General features: G+C 63.6%; 17 protein-coding genes and 1 pseudogene. 6 read left to right on the plus strand and 12 right to left on the minus strand.

Annotated features, from left to right (window positions below):
• Nucleotides 1-51: 51 nt before the first annotated feature.
• Both DRB87_RS05130 and DRB87_RS05135 read right to left on the minus strand, forming a co-directional pair.
• A pseudogene (locus DRB87_RS05130) lies at nucleotides 52-1,667 on the minus strand (APC family permease).
• Between the two features lie 639 nt (nucleotides 1,668-2,306).
• On the minus strand, nucleotides 2,307-3,857 hold the full coding sequence (locus tag DRB87_RS05135; RefSeq protein WP_130025112.1) for a UbiD family decarboxylase: 1,551 nt from the start codon (nucleotides 3,855-3,857) through the stop codon (nucleotides 2,307-2,309).
• A gap of 570 nt (nucleotides 3,858-4,427) precedes the next feature.
• On the opposite strand from DRB87_RS05135, the gene DRB87_RS05140 reads away from it, so the two are divergent.
• Complete coding sequence (locus DRB87_RS05140) at nucleotides 4,428-5,471, plus strand: lytic transglycosylase domain-containing protein (RefSeq protein ID WP_130025113.1); 1,044 nt, start codon at nucleotides 4,428-4,430, stop codon at nucleotides 5,469-5,471.
• Between the two features lie 172 nt (nucleotides 5,472-5,643).
• Here the strand turns inward: DRB87_RS05140 and DRB87_RS05145 are convergent, their stop codons facing one another.
• The 4 genes from DRB87_RS05145 to ribBA all read right to left on the minus strand — a co-directional run bounded on the left by DRB87_RS05145 (nucleotide 5,644) and on the right by ribBA (nucleotide 9,215).
• Nucleotides 5,644-6,849, minus strand: a complete 1,206-nt coding sequence (locus DRB87_RS05145; RefSeq protein WP_130025114.1) for a pyridoxal phosphate-dependent aminotransferase — start codon at nucleotides 6,847-6,849, stop codon at nucleotides 5,644-5,646.
• Nucleotides 6,850-6,994: 145 nt separating this feature from the next.
• Nucleotides 6,995-7,447 (minus strand): transcription antitermination factor NusB, encoded by a 453-nt coding sequence (gene nusB / locus DRB87_RS05150; protein ID WP_130025115.1) that lies wholly within the window; start codon nucleotides 7,445-7,447, stop codon nucleotides 6,995-6,997.
• Nucleotides 7,447-7,962 carry a 6,7-dimethyl-8-ribityllumazine synthase gene (gene ribH, locus DRB87_RS05155; protein WP_130025116.1) on the minus strand — a complete coding sequence of 172 codons (516 nt, stop codon included), beginning with the start codon at nucleotides 7,960-7,962 and terminating at the stop codon, nucleotides 7,447-7,449. The genes nusB and ribH overlap by 1 nt, the downstream gene beginning before the upstream one ends.
• Nucleotides 7,963-8,093: 131 nt before the next feature.
• Nucleotides 8,094-9,215 (minus strand): bifunctional 3,4-dihydroxy-2-butanone-4-phosphate synthase/GTP cyclohydrolase II, encoded by a 1,122-nt coding sequence (ribBA, locus tag DRB87_RS05160; protein WP_017235287.1) that lies wholly within the window; start codon nucleotides 9,213-9,215, stop codon nucleotides 8,094-8,096.
• Between the two features lie 240 nt (nucleotides 9,216-9,455).
• Here ribBA and DRB87_RS05165 point away from each other — a divergent pair, with 240 nt between their 5' ends.
• Together DRB87_RS05165 and DRB87_RS05170 are read left to right on the plus strand one after the other, a co-directional pair.
• On the plus strand, nucleotides 9,456-9,788 hold the full coding sequence (locus tag DRB87_RS05165) for a helix-turn-helix transcriptional regulator (RefSeq protein WP_130025117.1): 333 nt from the start codon (nucleotides 9,456-9,458) through the stop codon (nucleotides 9,786-9,788).
• Between the two features lie 2 nt (nucleotides 9,789-9,790).
• Entirely contained in the window at nucleotides 9,791-10,288 is a 498-nt protein-coding gene (locus DRB87_RS05170; protein ID WP_130025118.1) for an SRPBCC family protein, read from the plus strand.
• 135 nt (nucleotides 10,289-10,423) lie between these two features.
• Here DRB87_RS05170 and DRB87_RS05175 read toward each other — a convergent pair whose 3' ends face one another.
• The 6 genes from DRB87_RS05175 to DRB87_RS05200 all read right to left on the minus strand — a co-directional run bounded on the left by DRB87_RS05175 (nucleotide 10,424) and on the right by DRB87_RS05200 (nucleotide 16,643).
• Complete coding sequence (locus DRB87_RS05175) at nucleotides 10,424-11,125, minus strand: ABC transporter ATP-binding protein (RefSeq protein WP_130025119.1); 702 nt, start codon at nucleotides 11,123-11,125, stop codon at nucleotides 10,424-10,426.
• Complete coding sequence (gene livG, locus DRB87_RS05180) at nucleotides 11,125-11,892, minus strand: high-affinity branched-chain amino acid ABC transporter ATP-binding protein LivG (protein ID WP_130025120.1); 768 nt, start codon at nucleotides 11,890-11,892, stop codon at nucleotides 11,125-11,127. The genes DRB87_RS05175 and livG overlap by 1 nt, the downstream gene beginning before the upstream one ends.
• The gene (locus DRB87_RS05185) at nucleotides 11,889-13,163 is read right to left on the minus strand and encodes a high-affinity branched-chain amino acid ABC transporter permease LivM (RefSeq protein ID WP_130025121.1); all 1,275 of its coding nucleotides are present in this window, start codon (nucleotides 13,161-13,163) and stop codon (nucleotides 11,889-11,891) included. Before DRB87_RS05185 ends, livG begins: the two co-directional genes overlap by 4 nt.
• Nucleotides 13,164-13,171: 8 nt before the next feature.
• On the minus strand, nucleotides 13,172-14,095 hold the full coding sequence (gene livH / locus DRB87_RS05190) for a high-affinity branched-chain amino acid ABC transporter permease LivH (RefSeq protein WP_017235291.1): 924 nt from the start codon (nucleotides 14,093-14,095) through the stop codon (nucleotides 13,172-13,174).
• A 103-nt stretch (nucleotides 14,096-14,198) separates the two neighbouring features.
• Entirely contained in the window at nucleotides 14,199-15,311 is a 1,113-nt protein-coding gene (locus DRB87_RS05195) for a branched-chain amino acid ABC transporter substrate-binding protein (protein WP_130025122.1), read from the minus strand.
• 426 nt (nucleotides 15,312-15,737) lie between these two features.
• Complete coding sequence (locus DRB87_RS05200) at nucleotides 15,738-16,643, minus strand: LysR substrate-binding domain-containing protein (RefSeq protein ID WP_130025123.1); 906 nt, start codon at nucleotides 16,641-16,643, stop codon at nucleotides 15,738-15,740.
• Between the two features lie 141 nt (nucleotides 16,644-16,784).
• Between DRB87_RS05200 and DRB87_RS05205 the strand changes: the two genes are divergently transcribed.
• From DRB87_RS05205 to DRB87_RS05215, 3 genes are read left to right on the plus strand one after another with little or no spacing between them, the layout of a single operon-like run.
• Nucleotides 16,785-16,997, plus strand: coding sequence for a tautomerase family protein (locus DRB87_RS05205; RefSeq protein ID WP_017235294.1), 213 nt, complete (start codon nucleotides 16,785-16,787; stop codon nucleotides 16,995-16,997).
• Nucleotides 16,994-17,824: a 2-keto-4-pentenoate hydratase gene (locus tag DRB87_RS05210; RefSeq protein ID WP_130025124.1), complete on the plus strand. Its 831-nt coding sequence runs from the start codon at nucleotides 16,994-16,996 to the stop codon at nucleotides 17,822-17,824. The genes DRB87_RS05205 and DRB87_RS05210 overlap by 4 nt, the downstream gene beginning before the upstream one ends.
• The gene (locus DRB87_RS05215) at nucleotides 17,821-18,582 is read left to right on the plus strand and encodes a 2-keto-4-pentenoate hydratase (RefSeq protein WP_130025125.1); all 762 of its coding nucleotides are present in this window, start codon (nucleotides 17,821-17,823) and stop codon (nucleotides 18,580-18,582) included. Before DRB87_RS05210 ends, DRB87_RS05215 begins: the two co-directional genes overlap by 4 nt.
• The last annotated feature ends 75 nt before the right edge of the window (nucleotides 18,583-18,657 follow it).

Genomic DNA, 18,657 nt, shown 5'->3' on the forward strand with positions numbered 1-18,657 from the left:
AAATGCATTGCAGGCGGGCTTTTCCGTCGGCGCTGCCGACGTTCGGAGCGCTTAGTGCGAGAGCGCGGGCATGCCTTCCATGCTGGCGACGTCTTCTTCACGCTCACCCGCCAGGTACGGTGTACGCCAGCCGGCCTTCACGCCCCAGTGATAGAACGCAAGCGACATGGCGGCCACAATCACCATATCCCAGCCATACGGCAGCAGGCCAAGACCGCCGAATTCCTTGCTGCCGATATATGAGCAAAACGCCATCGCCGGCAAGTAACCGATCAGCCACCACGATGCCTTGAGGTCACGGCCGAAACCCTGCCACCGATCCTTCGCCTGATAGTAGAAGTAGACGGGCAACGCCACGATCACCAGTACGATGATCTGACCCGTGAGCGGCCAGCGAGCCCAGTAAAGAATCAGCGACGCGCACACGAAGGCGAACGGTGCGATCAGTGACAGGCCTCGCAGGCGCAGCGGACGGTGCAGCTCGGGGCCGAGCGACGCAGCGCCATCACGCTGATCGGGCCCGTCAGGTACGAGATCACGGTCGCGACCGAGATCACGGCGGCCAGCGAGTCCCAGCCGCGGAAGAAGAACATGAAGATGAACGAGATCGCCAGGTTGAACCACATCGCCGGGCGCGGCACGCCATACAGCGGATGCACGTGACCGAGGATCGCGGGCAATGTGCGGTTGCGCTCCATCGCGTAGATCATGCGGCTCGTGGTGGCCATGTAGGTGGTGCCGGTGCCGCTCGGGCTCAGGAACGCATCGAAATACAGCACGATGGCCAGCCAGTTCAGACCGAGTGCGATCGCCAATTCCGCGAACGGCGAGCTGAAGCTCACCATGTGCCAGCCGCCGGCCAGTTGCTCGGGCGAGAGTGCGCCGATGTAGGCCACTTGCAGCAGCAGGTAGATAACAGTGGCGAGCAGGATCGAGCCGACCACCGCGAACGGGATGCTGCGCCCCGGGTCGCGCGCTTCGCCGGCGAGGTTCACTGGGCTCTGAAAGCCGTTGAACGCAAACACGATGCCCGACGTGGCGACGGCGGTGAACACGGCCGACATGCCGTTCGGCGCGAAACCGCCGTGCTCCGCCATGTTGAAGTTGCCCGGGTGGAAGCCCGCGATCATCAGGCCGGCAATGGTCAGTGCCGGAATGGCGAACTTGAACAGTGTGATGGCCGTGTTGGCGCGCGCGAACAGCTTCACGCCCCAGTAGTTGAGCATGAAGTAGCCGATCACCAGCAGCGCGGAGAGCATGAGGCCGCTCGTACTGAGCGTGCCGTCGACAAACAGCGCGTGCGTCCACTCGTACGGCCATGTACTCATGTACTGAATCGAGGCTTCGGCCTCGATCGGAATGACCGAGACGATGGCAATCCAGTTAGCCCACGCGGCGATGAAACCGACGAGGCTGCCGTGCGAATAACGCGAGTAGCGGACCATGCCGCCTGACTCGGGGAACATCGCGCCGAGTTCGGCGTAAGTGAGCGCGATGGCCAGGATGACGACGGCGCCGATGAGCCACGCGAAAAGGGCGGCGGGGCCGGCGATCTTGGCGGCTTTCCAGGCACCGAACAACCAGCCGGAGCCGATGATCGAACCAAGACCGGTCAACATCAGGGCGAAGGGCCCGATGTTACGCATGAGGGGTTGATTGTTATCCATTTGATGTCTTCTCCACGCCCGGGGGAGCAGGCACCGGTCCCGATGAGGGCGGGCGGTACGCTGCGCGAGGGCGGACAAACTGTCCGCAGGCCGGTCGTCGTCATCGGGAAAATGACGGCGGGGGGACGGCGCTGGCGGACGCAACTTCTGTTGATGGGCTTCGCGAGTTTCGACGTCTGTCCGACTGCGCAACACACGCGGGCGCGTGCATCACCCGAATTGGGGTCGGAGTCGCCGATCGCAAAAAAATCGCGATTCTACCCGAGCCGGCACCGCCGTGTGGGACTTTGTGGCACTTTCGCAAGGGGCTCCGGGGTGACGGCAGTGGGTCGGAGTGCGCGCAAGCCAGACAGGACGCGGTTCTCGGCCTCGGGAAAGCACCTATTACAAATTATTAAAGGGTCAGATTAAAAGTGCGCCCCAGCGAGACCAAGGGGGACTTCATTTCCGGGGAGAATTGCTCGATGTCGACGTTGCCGGTTGCCACGCCTTCAGCAACGTGTCCGGCCCGACCGATGCCGTGTGTGAAAGGGGCCGCGCGAGAGCGACGTCGGTGGTGCCGAACCGGGGAACGGCTTGGGCCACGAGGATCGGCGGCGAAACTGCCGACCCTCAGGCCCCTTCGTCCCAAAGTCAGGCCTACAGGCCGAGGTCGCGATATAGCGCAGCCATGCGCGCGTCGACGTCGGCGGTCATTTCGATGGGGCGTCCCCATTCGCGCGACGTTTCGCCGGGCCATTTGTTAGTCGCGTCGATCCCCATCTTCGAGCCCAGTCCTGCCGTGGGCGACGCGAAATCGAGATAGTCGATGGGGGTCTGGTCGACGAGCGTTGTGTCCCGGGTCGGATCGACGCGCGTGGTGATGGCCCAGATGACTTCCTTCCAATCCCGGATATCGACGTCCTCGTCGACCACGACGATGAACTTCGTATACATGAATTGCCGCAGGAAACTCCAGACACCGAACATCACGCGCTTGGCGTGCCCCGGATACGCCTTCTTCATCTGCACGATGGCCATTCGATAGCTACAGCCTTCCGGAGGCAGATAGAAATCCGTGATCTCGGGGAATTGCTTCTGCAGCAGCGGCACGAAGACTTCGTTGAGCGCGACGCCGAGCACGGCTGGCTCATCGGGCGGTTTGCCCGTATAGGTGGAGTGATAGACCGCGTTGCGGCGCAGGGTAATGCGCTCGATCGTGAACACCGGGAACCACTCTTGCTCGTTGTAGTAGCCGGTGTGGTCGCCGTAGGGGCCTTCGAGCGCATGGGCGTACCCCGCCGTCGCGCCGCGCGTCGGTGGCGGCGGGGCGCCGTTGGGCACGCTCGGCGGTGTCTCGGAGGGATAAATGAAGCCCTCGAGCACGATCTCGGCGCGTGCGGGCACGCGCAGCGATTCCAGCCCCGGCGTCAAACACTTGGCCAGCTCGGTGCGGCTACCGCGAAGCAGGCCGGCAAACTGATACTCGGACAGCGTATCGGGCACGGGGGTCACGGCGCCGAGCATGGTCGCCGGATCGGCGCCCAGTGCGACGGCCATCGGAAAAGGCTTGCCGGGATTCGCCTGTGCGAACTCACGGAAGTCGAGCGCACCGCCCCGGTGGGCGAGCCAGCGCATGATGACCTGATTGCGTCCGATGACCTGTTGGCGATAGATGCCAAGATTCTGGCGTTTGCGATGCGGCCCTTTGGTAATCACCAGGCCCCACGTGATGAGCGGGGCGGCGTCGCCGGGCCAACACGTCTGAATCGGCAGACGCGCGAGGTCGACATCGTCGCCCTCCCAGACGATCTCCTGACACACAGGGCTGCCGACTTCCTTAGGCGCCATGTCCCAAACGGCCTTGGCCATGCCCAGCAGCTTGCCCGCATCCTTGAGCCCGCGTGGCGGTTCGGGCTCCTTGAGCGTTGAGAGCAGGCGACCGATATCGCGCAACGAACCGAGCGCGTTCTCGCCCTTATCGACGCCCATGCCGAGCGCCACTCGTTCAGGGGTGCCAAACAAGTTGGCCAGCACGGGCATGTCGTAACCGGTCGGCCGCGCAAACCACAGCGCCGGGCCGGCCGCTTTGAGGACACGGTCGGCGAGCGCCGTCATCTCCAGCACCGGCGAGACCGGCACGTCTATGCGACGAAGCTGGCCGGATCGCTCCAGTTGCGCGGTGAAGTCACGAAGATCGACATATTTCATGAAACAAACCGTTACCAAAAATTTTTACGAAATTCATACGGCCGGTGAAAACGGCCGTTTGAATTCCAGGAAAGTCGGAGTGACACCCTTGTAAACGCGGGGCTTAGGCAGGGCATTTTACCGGTCAAGGTGTCCAGACGTCACGGCAAAACCGTTGTTACAAATTACTTTTGGTAATGTTTTGTCGTGATAATAGTATTGACTGTTTATATATGGCTGCTACAATCCGCCCGTTGAATCCAAAAAGGCGGCTTTGAAGACGGGTAGGCCGACCCGCTCAAGCTTAGCGATAACTACAACACTGACGTGGATTTTCAGTCGCTGGTTTTCTCACCGAGGTCGGGAAACCAGTGTTTTAGGAAGCAGCGCGGGCAATAGCTCGTCAGCGCCAGAGACCTGAACAGGTCGGCGTGCTGCGGCGGTAGTGGCATCGTCCAAGACACACACGATGCCCCGCCTTGTTCCCTATGCCGTAAATGAGCGTTACACGGGATGCCTGGCGGGCATAACGGCTCATTTCCATACGCCCCGGGGCCACCCCGTGGTGACGGCGTAACCGGAGTACGTAGTATGAAGAAGTCTGGTTTATCACCCTGGCTACTGGCCGCGATCCGTGCGCTCGGCGCGCGAGGCGCGGCAACGGTAGCCTTGGCTCGTCGCGATTGGCGTCGCCTCGCATGGCACGGCGGTCGTGTTGGGCTCTATACGTCCAGCGCGGTGGGCCTGGTTGCCGTGGTCGGTACGCTGGCGCTGTGGGCGCAACCGACGTGGCGCGCCGACCTGGCGTCGAAAGTCGGTCCGCTGCTCGAGGCAGCCACGGGATCAGCCCATGCGGCCGATCCGGGCAGCAACGGCAGTGTGGTCGCTCAGCGGTCGACGTCCGACGCATCGATGATGGCGCAAGCGGCGCAGCACGTGCCGTCGGCCGCAGTGCTCGCGGCCTATATTCCGAACCAGCGTGTGGCCGCCGATGCGCGCGCCACCAAGCCGTTGGACTCGCGCGAGCAAATCGCCGTCGCCGATTATTTGGCACGTCGCTATCGCGTGGCTGGTGATGTCACGGGCAACCTCGTGCGGGCGGCGTACTCGACCGGCAAGGAAGTGGGCCTCGATCCGCTGCTGTTGCTGGCCGTGATGGCCATCGAATCGGGCTTCAACCCGTATGCCGAAAGTACCGTGGGTGCGCAGGGCCTCATGCAGGTGATGTCGAAGGTGCATCGCGACAAGCTTGAGTACTTCGGCGGTCCCGAGGCGGCACTGCACCCCATTGCCAACATCAAGGTGGGGGCGCTGATCCTGAAGGAATGCATCGCCAGCGGCGGCTCGCTCGCCGGCGGTCTGCGCCGCTACGTGGGGTCGACCAGCGCGGGCGACGGTGGATACGGTGCCAAGGTACTCGCCGAGCGCGATCGACTGCGTAGCGTTGCCATGGGACACAAGGTCTCGCCCAACGCGCCGCAAGCGCCGGTGATCGTCAGCTCGGCCAAGCCGGTGGCGAAGCCGGTCTCGGCCGGCAAGTCGGGCGAGTCCGCGGACTCGGTGGCTACGCCCGCGGCCTCGGTGGGCAAGGCTGCCGCCAAGTCGCTCGAAGCGGACGACAGCACCGCCGCCTGATCGGCTATCGGCGGCACGGTGCGCCTCGGTCGGCGCATCGTATCCCGTCGGGTCGTCGGTACGCGATGGCGCTCTATATATAGAGGCACCTCGCCGCCCAATAAAAAACCCCTCGAAGCGATTCGAGGGGTTTTTTCATTTTCCTGTCCCGAACACTGGACAGGGCGGCGACTCAGCCCGCCGCGAACACCCGTCCGATCCGGTCCATCGCCTCGTGCAACTGCTCGAGCGACGTGGCATACGACAAGCGGATGTAACGACGCGGCTCGGCAAAACCGAAGTCGAGTCCCGGCACGAGTACGACGTCGGCTTGCTGCAGGAGGGACTGCGTGAGGCGGTCGCTGTCGGCGGCGTCCGGATGCGATACGCCGGTGCAGTCGGCATAGACGTAAAACGCACCGTCAGGCATCACGGGAACCTGGAAGCCAAGGCGTTCGAGCGCCGGCACGACATAGTCGCGTCGTTCGCGGAAGGCGTACTTGCGCGCCTCGAAGATCGCCATCGTTTCCGGTTGGAAGCAGGCCGTCGCCGCATGTTGTGCCACGGCAGACGGGCAGATGAACAGATTCTGCGCGAGCTTTTCGAACGTCGACACCATCGACGGCGGCACGACCAGCCAGCCGAGGCGCCAGCCCGTCATATTGAAGTATTTCGAGAAGCTGCTCACGACCAGGACATCGTCGCCGAAGGACAGCGCCGTGGTGGGCTGGCTGTCGTAGGACAGGCCCTGGTAGATCTCGTCGACAAGCGTGAAGCCGCCGCGCGCGCGCACGGCCTTGACGATGCGGGCCAGTTCGTCGGTCTCGATGGACGTGCCCGTCGGATTAGACGGCGAGGCGAGCAGCACCCCTTTCGTCGCCGCGCCCCAATGGGATTCGATGCGCTCGGCCGTGAGCTGGAAGCGCTCCGCGGGGCCCGAGGGGATCAACACGGGTTTGCCGTCGAACGTGGAGACGAAATGGCGGTTGCACGGATAGCAGGGATCCGGCATGAGCACTTCGTCGCCCACGCCGACCAGCGCGGCACACGCTAATACGAGGGCGGCCGACGCGCCCGCCGTCACGACGATGCGCGACGGTTCGACCTCCACGCCGTAAAAGCTACGGTAGTAGCCAGCGATGGCCTCGCGCAGGGCGGGGATGCCCATCGCCCCCGTGTATTGGGTCCGCCCGTCGCGCATGGCTTTGACCGCCGCCTCGATCACCGCCTCGGGGGCGGTGAAATCCGGCTCGCCGATCCCCATGTGGATCACGTGATGCCCGGCCTTTTCGCGCAGTGCAGCCTGCTTGGCCAATTCCATGACGTGAAAGGGGGCGATGTCGTCGACACGTTGCGCCAGCTTCAGTGTGGCGTGGGCGAGGTCGGGCGTGCGGTCCATGATGTCGGGGGGAGACAGTGAGGAGAGGGTGAGGGACTTGCGGGGCGTGCGCTATGGGGCGACTGCCCCGTTGGCCGAGCAGGCGAGGCGGGAGGAATCGTCAGGCCTGCCGGCCTGCGATACCTTGCGCAACCCTCGGGTAGGGTTATGCGCTTTTGCCGCGGCCGCCATTGCGATTCGCGGCGACTTCGTCTGGCCGCACTTCCGCGGCAAACTTGTCGAGAACGCCATTCACGTAGCGAAAGCCTTCGACACCGCCAAAGGTCTTGGCGAGTTCGACCGCCTCGTTGATGACCACGCGGTACGGAATGTCCAGGTGGTGAATCAGTTCGTAGGCACCGATGACCAGCACCCCATGCTCGACCGGCGACAGTTCGGCGGCCGGGCGGTCCAGGTAGGGCTGGAGTTGCTGCGACAAGGCGTCCGCCTCACGGATGCTGCCGTGCAACAGGGCATCCAGGTGAGTGCGGTCGGCCTTGTCGTAGCCGGGGGTGGTGCGCAGGTGCGCATCGATCTCACCCGCGTGGTCGCGCGAGAGCAGCCATTGATACAACCCTTGCAACGCAAATTCGCGCGCGCGGCGGCGAGCACTCTTCATTACCGATCTTCCTCTTCTTCGTCTTCGTCTTCGTCCAATCCGTCGTCGCCACCGAGCATGTCGATCGCTTCGAGCAGATTGGCCATTTCCACCGCCACGCGGGCGGCATCGCGGCCCTTTTCGGCGGCGCGCGCTTCGGCCTGTTCGTCGTTCTCGGTCGTGAGCACCGCATTGGCGATGGGAATGCCGAAATCGAGACCGATACGCGAAATGCCGGCACCGCTCTCGTTCGAGACCAGTTCGAAGTGATATGTCTCGCCGCGAATGACTGCGCCGAGCGCGATCAGCGCGTCGAACTGGCCGCATTCGGCCATCTTCTGCAATGCCAGCGGAATTTCCAATGCGCCGGGCACCGTGACGAGCAGCACGTCGTCGCCATCGACGCCGAGGCGGTCGAGTTCGGCCACGGCAGCGGCGCGAAGTGCCGTGCAAACGGCGTCGTTGAATCGTGCTTGCACAATGCCTATGCGCAGGCCTTCACCGTCGAGTTCGGGCTGATATTGTCCGATGTCCATAATGGGCTTCCTCTAAAAACGTACCGTCCAGGCGGTGCGGCCAACGTTGTGCCGGCATGCCCGAGACAGGCATGGCTCGGCAAGATGATGCCCCGCTGCCACTGGCGGGCGGGCCATCGATACAAGACTATTCAGGCGCCCGGTGCGCCGGGCATCGGCTGGAAGCCGGTGACCTCCAGACCATAACCTGCCATGTTGGGGATTTTGCGCGGGCTCGAGAGCACCCGCATTTTACCGACGCCCAGCTCGCGCAAGATTTGCGCGCCAACGCCGTGCGTGCGGAAGTCCACAGGGCGGCGCTTGGCGCGCGCCGCCTGCTCGGTTTCGTCGAGCGCTTCGAACTGATTGAACAGATGCTCGGGCGTCTCCACGCAGTTCAGCAGCACGACAACCCCTTTGTCCGCTTCGGCAATCGCTTGCATCGCGCCCGCGAGGGTCCAGGAGTGGGTCGACACGCCGGTCTCGAGCAGGTCGAGCACCGAGAGCGGTTCGTGCACGCGCACGAGCGTTTCGTCGGCCGGGTTCGGAACCCCGCGCACCAGCGCGAGGTGCGGATTGCCGCTCGGCTTGTCGCGGTAAAGGGTCGCCTGGAACGGGCCCCACGCGGTTTGCATTTCGCGCGTGGCGACCGTCTCGATCATCGATTCGGTGCGGCTGCGGTAGTGGATCAGATCGACGATCGTGCCGATCTTGATGTTGTGCTGCTCGGCGAACTCCAGCAACTGCGGCAGGCGTGCCATCGTGCCGTCGTCGTTCATGATCTCGCAGATGACGGCGGCGGGCGTGAGACCGGCCATCGCCGTCAGGTCGCAACCGGCTTCGGTGTGACCGGCGCGCACCAACACGCCGCCGGGCTGCGCCATGATCGGGAACACGTGGCCCGGCTGGACGATATCCTCCGGACGCGCGTCGCGGCCAATGGCCGTCTGAACCGTGTGGGCACGATCCGCCGCCGAGATACCCGTGGTGACGCCTTCGGCCGCCTCGATCGACAGCGTGAACGCGGTGCCGTACTGGGTCCCGTTGCGGTAGGTCATCAGCGGCAGGTTGAGCTGCTTGCAGCGCGCCTGCGTGAGGGTGAGGCAAATCAGGCCGCGGCCGTATTTGGCCATGAAGTTGATGGCTTCAGGCGTCGCGAACTCGGCCGCCATGACCAGGTCGCCTTCGTTTTCGCGGTCTTCCTCATCGACGAGGACAACCATGCGGCCGGCCTTCAGCTCGGCAATGATTTCTTCTGTAGTGGCCAACGGCATAGCGGACAACGCAGGGCGGAATTTGGAAAGGCTCTATTCTACGCCATGCCGGTGTCCGTCTGCGCCCGAATCTCGCACGGAACGCCCCGCGGAATCGGCCGGGATGGACAATTCCGGCGGCGTTCGATTCGAATCGCGGAAGAATCGGCTTGGCGCAGGCGAGGTCTGTCCGCCCGAGTGTCGCAATTCCCTGATAGTTAGGTGTTGACCTAAGTAATGGCGGGGACTATAGTCAGGCAAATGACTAAGCATTCCATTCCGCTGGATCGGATCTTTCTGGCGTTGTCCGATCCCACGCGACGCGCGGTCGTCGAGCGCCTGACGTTGGGCTCGGCGTCTGTCAGCGAATTGGCGCGTCCGTTCTCGATGGCATTACCGTCCTTCTCCCAGCACTTACGTGTGCTGGAGGACAGCGGTCTGGTTGTCTCGCACAAAACCGGGCGCGTTCGCACCTACGCGCTGGCCACCGAGGCCTTGGCCGGCGCACAGGACTGGTTAGGCTTTCAACGCGACAGGTGGGCGCGCCGTCTCGATCAACTCGATGACTATCTTTTGCAGATGAAGGAGACGTGAACATGAGTCAAGCCAGTCTTTTCTCCGTCGATCCGACGCTGGATCTGGTGCTGGAGCGTTATGTCGATGTGCCGTGCGAGCGCGTCTGGGCCGCGTGGACGCAACCGGAACATCTCAAACGATGGTTCACGCCTGTGCCTTGGCAGACCGTTGCGTGCGAGATCGACCTACGTCCAGGGGGATTGTTTCGTACGGTCATGCGTTCGCCGGAGGGGCAGCACTTTCCGAACGTTGGGTGTTACCTCGAAGTGGTGGAGAACGCGCGGCTAGTATGGACGAATGCTGTGCTGCCGGGGTTTCGTCCGGCCCCTGCGCCGGTCGCGGAACATGGTGGCTTCCTCTTCACCGCCGCCGTGCTCATGGAGGCGCACGGCAAAGGCACGCGTTATACGGCCATTGCCATGCATGCTGACGAAGCGACCCGTGCGCAACATGAGGCCATGGGATTCCACGACGGTTGGGGCAAGGCGCTCGATCAACTGGTCGAACTGATGACGTGACGCGCCGACCTTCACAAGGTCGCGGGGCGCACACTCGCATCGCCGAATGAAAAATGGGAGCGCCCGAAGGGGACGTTCCCATTTTCCATTTTGCTTTTGACGTCGATCCCGCGTGCGCCAGGCCGTGACGCAATGTCAGGCGCCGAGATACGCGCGCTTGATGTCGTCGTTCGCAAGCAGGTTTGCGGCCGAGTCGGCGAGTACGACACGACCGGTCTCGAGCACATAGCCGCGATCGGCCACGTGCAGCGCCTTGTTCGCGTTTTGCTCCACCAGAAACACGGTGACACCTTCTTCGCGAATCGCACGAATGATATCGAAGATCTGCGCGATCACGAGCGGTGCCAGGCCGAGCGTCGGTTCGTCGAGCAACAGTAGGCGCGGACGGCTCATCAGTGCACGCCCGATCGCCAGCATCTGCTGTTCGCCGCCCGACATCGTGCCGGCGCGCTGCTTGCCGCGCTGCGCGAGCCGCGGGAACAGTTTGAAGACGTGGTCCATCCCGGCATCGATTTGATCCTTGGAGGCAAAGAAGCCGCCCATCTTCAGGTTCTCGATGACCGTCAGACTCGGAAATACCCGGCGGCCTTCCGGTGAAATCGCCAGCCCCATGCGCATGATGTCGTGCGTGGCGCATCCCGTGATGTCGCGACCTTCGAACATGACGCGTCCGCTCGATGCGCGCGGCGTGCCGCATACGGTCATCATCAATGTGGTCTTGCCCGCGCCGTTACTGCCGATGAGCGTGACGATCTCGCCCTTGTTCACTTCGATCGACACGCCCGAGAGCGCCTCGACGGCCCCGTAATGGGTATGGATCTGTTCCAGCTTGAGCATTATTCCTCCCCGAGGTAGGCCTTGATGACGCGCGGGTCGCGCCGCACCTCGTCGGGCTTGCCGGTCATGATCGGCTTGCCGTGTTCCATCACGAGAATCCGGTCCGACACGCCCATGACGAGGCTCATGTCGTGCTCGATCAGCAGCACTGAGATGCCGAACTCGTGACGCAGGTTGTCGACGAGTTGCTGCAACTCGACCTTCTCTTGCGGATTGAGGCCGGCGGCCGGTTCGTCGAGCATGAGCAGACGCGGCTCGGTGATCATGCAGCGTGCGATTTCCAGACGTCGCTGGTGTCCGTACGACAGCGTGCCGGCCTCGCGGTTGGCGACGGCTGTCAGGCCCAACCGGTCGAGCCACGCCTTGGCGCGCTCGAGCGCCGTGCGTTCGGCGCGACGGAACGCGCTCGTCGAGAACAGCCCTTGCAGAAAGCCGCTATGCACGCGCATGTGCTGTGCAACGAGCAGGTTTTCCACCACCGTCAACTGGCGGAACAGGCGGATATTCTGGAACGTGCGTACGAGGCCACGTCGCGCCACGCTATGGCTCGGCAGGCCGGTGATGTTGTCGCCGTCGAGCGTGATCGAGCCGCCCGTGGGGCGATAGAAGCCGCCAACGCAATTGAAGACGGTCGTCTTGCCGGCGCCGTTCGGGCCGATGATGGCGAAGACTTCGTGCGATCGGACGTCGAAATCGACGCCATCGACGGCCAGCAGACCGCCGAAGCGCATCTGCAGGCCAGAGAGTTTCAATAGGGGTGCACTCATTGCGGCAGCTCCACGTGCGGGCGGGTGGCGGGCAACAGGCCCTGCGGACGCCACATCATCATCAGCACCATCACCAGGCCGAAAATCAGCATGCGGTATTCGGCAAAGTCGCGCGCGACCTCCGGCAGGACGGTCAGCAAAATGGCCGCGAGAATCACGCCGATCTGCGAGCCCATGCCACCGAGCACGACCACGGCGAGGATCAGCGCCGATTCGATGAACGTGAACGATTCGGGCGTGACCAGCCCCTGACGTGCGGCAAAGAATGCGCCGGCGAGCCCGGCGAACGATGCCCCCAGTGTGAACGCGGAGAGCTTGATGCGCGTGGGGTTCAGGCCGAGCGAGCGGCACGCGATTTCATCTTCGCGCAACGCTTCCCAGGCGCGGCCAATCGGCATGCGGATCAGGCGGCTGGTGACAAACAGCGTGAAGCCCACCAACGCAAACGCCAGCAGGTAGAGATAGATCACCATGTGCGAGCCGTCATACGGCAAGCCGATCAGTTCGTGGAATGTCTTCACGCCATCGACACTCGATGATCGCGCCATCTCGATGCCGAAGACGCTGGGCTTCGGAATGCCCGACACGCCGTCCGGCCCGCCGGTGAGACTCGTCAGGTTGTTGAGCAGCAGGCGGATGATTTCCCCGAAGCCGAGCGTCACGATGGCCAGATAATCACCCCTCAGACGCAGCACGGGGAAGCCGAGCAGGAAACCGAAGGTGGCCGACATGAGCGCGGCGATCGGCAGGCATTCCCAGAAGGTCAGGCCGAAATACTGGTTGAGCAGGGCATAGGTATAGCCGCCTACCGCGTAGAAGCCGACGTAGCCCAGATCGAGCAGGCCGGCGAACCCCACGACGATGTTCAGGCCCAGGCCGAGCACGCAGTAGATGAGCGCGAGCGTTGCGACGTCCACCGCGCCGCGCGAGCCGACGAACGGCCACACGAGCCCGATGGCGAGCAGCACCCACACCGCGCTCAGTTGTTGACGGCGTCCCAGGGTAGGCATGGCGGGCAGCTTCACGGCACGCGTCGAGCGCAGCAGGAACGGCTTGAGCATCTGGAACACGAAGACGACGGCAGCGGCGATCCAGACCGGACGCCAGTGCTGCTCGATCACGACGCGGTAGCCGTCGAGCTTCAGTTGCAGGCCGAGGATGGGGGCGGTGAGCACGATCGTCACGAGTGCGGAGATGACCGCACCTTTGAGCGTGCCTCCGGCCGGTGCGCGTTGGGCGGCGCCGGACTTGAGCGTGAGTGGTTGTGTCATGGTCGACCTCAGACTTTCTCGACGTCGGGCTTGCCCAGCAGGCCGGTGGGGCGGAACAGCAGCACCAGCACCAGCAGGCAGAACGCCACGATGTCCTTGTACTCGGAAGGCATGTAGCCCGAGGCGAGCGTTTCCGCCAGCCCCAGCAGTACACCGCCCAGCATGGCGCCGGGAACGCTGCCGATGCCGCCCAGCACCGCCGCCGTGAAGGCCTTGATACCGGCGATGAAGCCGATGTACGGATTGAGCTTGCCGATGGTCAGGCCGATCAGCACGCCGCCGACGGCCGCGAGCATGGCGCCGAGCACGAACGTGAACGAGATCACGCGGTTCGTATCGATGCCGAGCAGGTTGGCCATGCGCATGTCCTCGGCGCAGGCACGGCAGGCGCGTCCCATGCGCGAGTTGGCGATGAACAGCGTGAGCAGGATCATCAGCGCGACGGTCACCCCTACGATCAGCATGCGAGCGTAGGGAATGGTCACCGTGAAGTCACCCATCGGGATATCGATGGCGCCGGAGATCAGCATCGGCACGGACACGTCGCGCGCTCCCTGGCCGATCTGCACGTAGTTCTGCAGGAAGATGGACATGCCGATGGCGGAGATCAGCGGTCCGAGACGCGGGCCGCCGCGCAGCGGGCGATACGCCACCCGCTCGATCGCAAAGCCATACAGGCCGGTGATCAGCACCGAGACCAGCAGCGCCGCGCCCAGCACGAGCGGCAACGGGTAACCCGCTGCGGTACCGATGGCCGTCAGTGTGACGAGACCGACGTAGGCGCCGATCATGTAGATCTCGCCGTGAGCAAAGTTGATCATGCCGATGATGCCGTAGACCATCGTATAGCCGATGGCAATCAACGCGTAGATCGCGCCCAGCGTCAGGCCGTTGACCAGTTGCTGGGCAAACTGCGGGAAAAATTCGTTCATGCGGGAAGCCTCGCGACGAGCGGGGGCCGAGCGCGAATGCACGCCGCCCGCCGGGATCGGCGGGCGGCTGGGGGGATTCGCTGGCCGGTAATGCGTCAGGAAATCAGTTGGCGGCGGTCTTGGTGGCGTCTTTGTGCCAGGTGTAGACCACGAACTTGAACGACTTCAGATCGCCTGCCGCGTCATACGCCACCTTGCCGATCGGCGTGTCGAACGTGTTCGCGTGCAGGTACTTGGCCACCTTCTCCGAGTCGGTGCTCTTCGCGCCGGTAATGCTCTTGGCGATCAGTTGCACCGCCGTGTAGGCCGGCATCTGGAACGGACCGTTCGGATCGCGCTTGGCGCTCGCGAAGGCTTTCACCAGCTTGGCGTTGGCCGGGTCGGCTGCGAAGTCGGCGGGCAGCGTCACGAGCATGCCTTCCGAGGCCGGGCCGGCAATGGCCGTCACGTCCTTGTTGCCCACGCCTTCCGGACCCATGAACGTGGCCTTCACACCTTGCTCGCGTGCCTGGCGCAACAGCAGACCCATTTCCGGGTGGTAGCCGCCGAAGTACACGAAGTCCACACCCTGTGCCTTGAGCTTGGTGATGACGGCCGAGTAGTCGGAGTCGCCGGCGTTGATGCCTTCGAACAGCACAACCGGGATCTTGGCAGCGTCGAGGTCTTTCTTCACCGACGTGGCGATACCCTGGCCGTACGACTGCTTGTCGTGCAGCACGGCCACCTTCTTCGGCTTGACCTTGTTGATGATGTACTGCGCGGCCGCCGGACCTTGCTGGTCGTCGCGGCCGATGGTGCGGAAGATGAAGTGACGCTTCTTGCCTTCGGTCAGCTGCGGTGCAGTCGCCGACGGCGTAATCATCACCACGCCTTCGTTCTCATAGATGTCCGATGCCGGAATCGTCGAGCCCGAGCACACGTGACCGATCACGTACTTGATCTTCTGGCTGACGATCTTGTTGGCGACGGCGACCGCTTGCTTCGGCTCGCACGCGTCGTCCATCATCACGGCTTCCAGCTTGTTGCCGTTCGCCCCGCCTGCCGCATTGATTTCGTCGATGGCGGTCAGCGCACCCGCCTTCACCATGTCGCCGTATTGGGCGACCGAACCGCTGAACGGGCCGGCGATGGCGATCTTGACGGTCTCGGCGTTGGCGCCCGTGCCGAGGACGGCAAGCGCAGCGGCGACGAACAGGGATTTGTGACGGAACTGCATCGTGGACATCTCCTTGATTTGTATTTTTTGAGCACCCGGTCGTGCGGTGCGCTTGATCGACGGCGGAACCCGGTCGGTATTGGCTCACTCCTGCCGCAGGCGGCAGAAACGATGCGCCATAGTAGCGTAATCCGCCGTTAAATTGGAATAGCTATCCAGTGATGCCGTGAAACCCGCATGAATAAAGCGTTTCAAGACAGTCGTAAGGAAAAAATAAGAGTCGTCACAGCAATGATGCGTAGTACTACGCAGATTGAAAATTAAAGAAATCGGAGATGAATCGAAAAATCGAGGGGGCGATTCGGCGCCAGGGGAGAAGACGGGATGGATTGTCGAGTAGGACATTTTGGATACAATCCGCCGGTCATTGATATCCAATTTTGGCGGTTTGCATCCGATCTCGGGAGCGCCGGATCGATCGACGCGCTACATCGCCAAGGTGTGACGCCGATTGCGCGAGCGCCGGATGAGCGCGAGAAAGGCGTTGAGAATCGGGGAATCGTCGTCGCGCCGGTACATGCAGTTCAGTTCGATGGCGCGCAGATGTCGTGATTTCAACGGCCGGTACACCACGCCGGGCAGCCGCAGGTTCGCCGCCGACTCCGTTGTCACGCAAACGCCGAAGCGGCTCGCGACGAGCGCGATCGACGTCACTACATCCTCCACTTCCTGCTCCACGCGCAACGTCACCCCCTCGGCCCGAAACGCGGCGGCGACTTCCTCGGCGAGTCCTGCGACCGGTGCATTCGGGTAGAGGATCATTCGCTCGTTATCGAGATCGGCCAAGCTCAGCGACGCGCGCTCGCATAACGGATGACCTTCATACAGCGCGACGAGAAACGGCTCGCGATGAATCCAGTCGACGACGAGATCCGGCTCGTCCGGAATCAGCCGATTGAAGCCAATGGCGATGCGTCGCTCGCGCAGCGCCGCGATCTGGTCGGTCTTCGACAGGTTGTGCAGACCGATCTTCACTTCGGGGCGCTCGGTGTGAAAGCTCGCCAGCAGGCGCGGAATCGCGTTGAGAATGCCCGAGCTGAAGATGCCGACGTCGAGCCGCCCGATATAGCCTTCGCCGGCGAGGCGCGTCTGCTCCTCGGCGCGGCGTGCGAGCGCCAGGATGTTCGGCACTTCGGCGAGCAGCGTTTGCCCGGCAGCGGTCAGCGTAGCGCCCTTGGGGGTACGCACGAATAGCTGCGTGCCCAACTGGGCTTCGAGCGTGTGAATGTGGCGGGTGAGCGGTGGCTGCGCCATGTTCAGCCGCTGTGCCGCCCGCCCGAAATGGCCTTCCTGCGCGACGGCAAGAAAGTAACGCATCTGCTTGATGTCCATGGAAGGCTCCGTTCCGGCGGGATAGTGTGATACCGAAATAGTATCGGAATCTGGAAAATCGGTATTGGACGGTATCTCTCGGCGCGCGCATGATGGCTTCCTCCGAAAGCTTTCTTTTCGGCATTTTCAGGGGACAGCCTCATGCCAATCGTACAAATCCATTTGGTGGAAGGTCGCGACGACGCCACCGTGAAGGCCTGCGTCAAGGCCGTGGCACGCACCGTCCACGAAACACTCGGCGCACCGCTCGAATCGATCCGCGTGTATGCGACGCAAGTACCGGCCGCGCATTGGGCGGTGGGCGAGCACACCAAGGATGAGCCGGCGGCGCCGGCCAGGGCGGACGCCCGATGAGCGCGACCTCACCCCGCGACGCCGCCACGCAGGCGCGCTTGCAGCAGGCGGCCGACGCGCTGCACGACGCCGGGCGCTTGCACCGCTTCATCGCTCCGTTGCGCGAGACGTACGCGCCGCTCACCATCGACGACGCCTATGCGATTCAGCGCATCAACACCGAGCGGCGTCTGGCGGCCGGGCGTCGCACTGTCGGCTGCAAGATTGGCTTGACGTCGGTCGCCGTGCAGAAGCAACTCGGCGTGGATCAGCCCGATTTCGGCTTGCTGTTCGACGACATGGGCTATGGCGACGGCGAGCCGATTCCTGCCTCGATCCTCACGCAGCCGAAGATCGAAGCCGAGATCGCCTTCGTCATCGGCAGGGATCTGCGTGTGGACAACCCGGGCCAACTCGACGTCATCAACGCCATCGAGTACGCGTTGCCCGCGCTGGAGATCGTCGGCAGCCGCGTGGCCGACTGGAACATCCGCATCACCGACACGATTGCCGATAACGCATCGTCGTCGGCCTACGTGATCGGCAACACGCCGAAGACGCTCGCCGAATTCGACGTGCGCCTGTGCGGCATGGTCATGGAGCGTCGCGGCGAGCCGGTGTCCGTCGGCGCGGGCGCGGCCTGCCTGGGCAGCCCGATCAACGCCGTGGTGTGGCTCGCCCGCACGATGGCGGCGGTGGGCACGCCGCTCAAGGCGGGTGACCTGGTGCTCTCGGGCGCGCTTGGCCCGATGGCCACTGTCTCGCCCGGCGATATTTTCGAGACCCGCATCAACGGCCTGGGCTCGGTCCGCGCCGTGTTCGAACCTGCCAGCGAGGCGGCACGATGAGCCACATTCAAGACTACGCAACGCTGCTCGACAACGCGGCGCATTTCGCGCACGAGGTCGAGCAGTTCGATACCGACAATCGTCTGTCGCTCGACGACGCCTACGCCATTCAGGCCGCATCGCTCGCCCGTCGTGCCGCACGCGGCGAAACGCGTGTCGGCGTGAAGATGGGCTTTACCAGCCGGGCGAAGATGATGCAGATGGGACTGTCCGACGTGATATGGGGGCGCCTCACGTCCGGCATGCAGGTCGAAGAGGGCACGGCCATCGACTTCACGCGGTACGTGCATCCACGCGTCGAGCCGGAAATCGCCTTCATCCTGAAGCGACCGCTCGACGGCAATGTCACGGGCCCGCAGGCGCTCGCGGCGGTCGAAGCGATTGCGCCGGCCATCGAGATCATCGATTCGCGCTACAAGGACTTCAAGTTCACGTTGCCGGAAGTGATTGCCGACAACGCGTCGTCGAGCGGCTTCGTGATTGGGGCCTGGCACGATCCGCATGTCGATTTCTCGAATCTGGGATTGGCCATGACGATCAACGGTCGCACCGTGCAGGTGGGGTCGAGCGCGGCGCTGCTCGGCCATCCGCTGCGTTCGCTGGTCGCGGCGGCGCGTCTGTCAGCCGCCGCGGGCGAGCCGCTCCAAGCCGGCTGGATCGTGATGGCTGGCGGTGCAACGCCGGCTGAATACATCCAGCCGGGCCAGTTTGTGTCGGTGGAAATGGAGGCGCTCGGTCGCGTGGGCTTCCACGTCTGAGCATGCAGGGGAGGGGCGTGTCATGGCAGGGCGAGCGCGTCCGGCCATGCAAAGTACGCGGGGCGCACCCGACGG

This window comes from Pandoraea sp. XY-2, from assembly GCF_004193915.1.
GTDB classification, from domain to species: Bacteria; Pseudomonadota; Gammaproteobacteria; order Burkholderiales; family Burkholderiaceae; genus Pandoraea; species Pandoraea cepalis.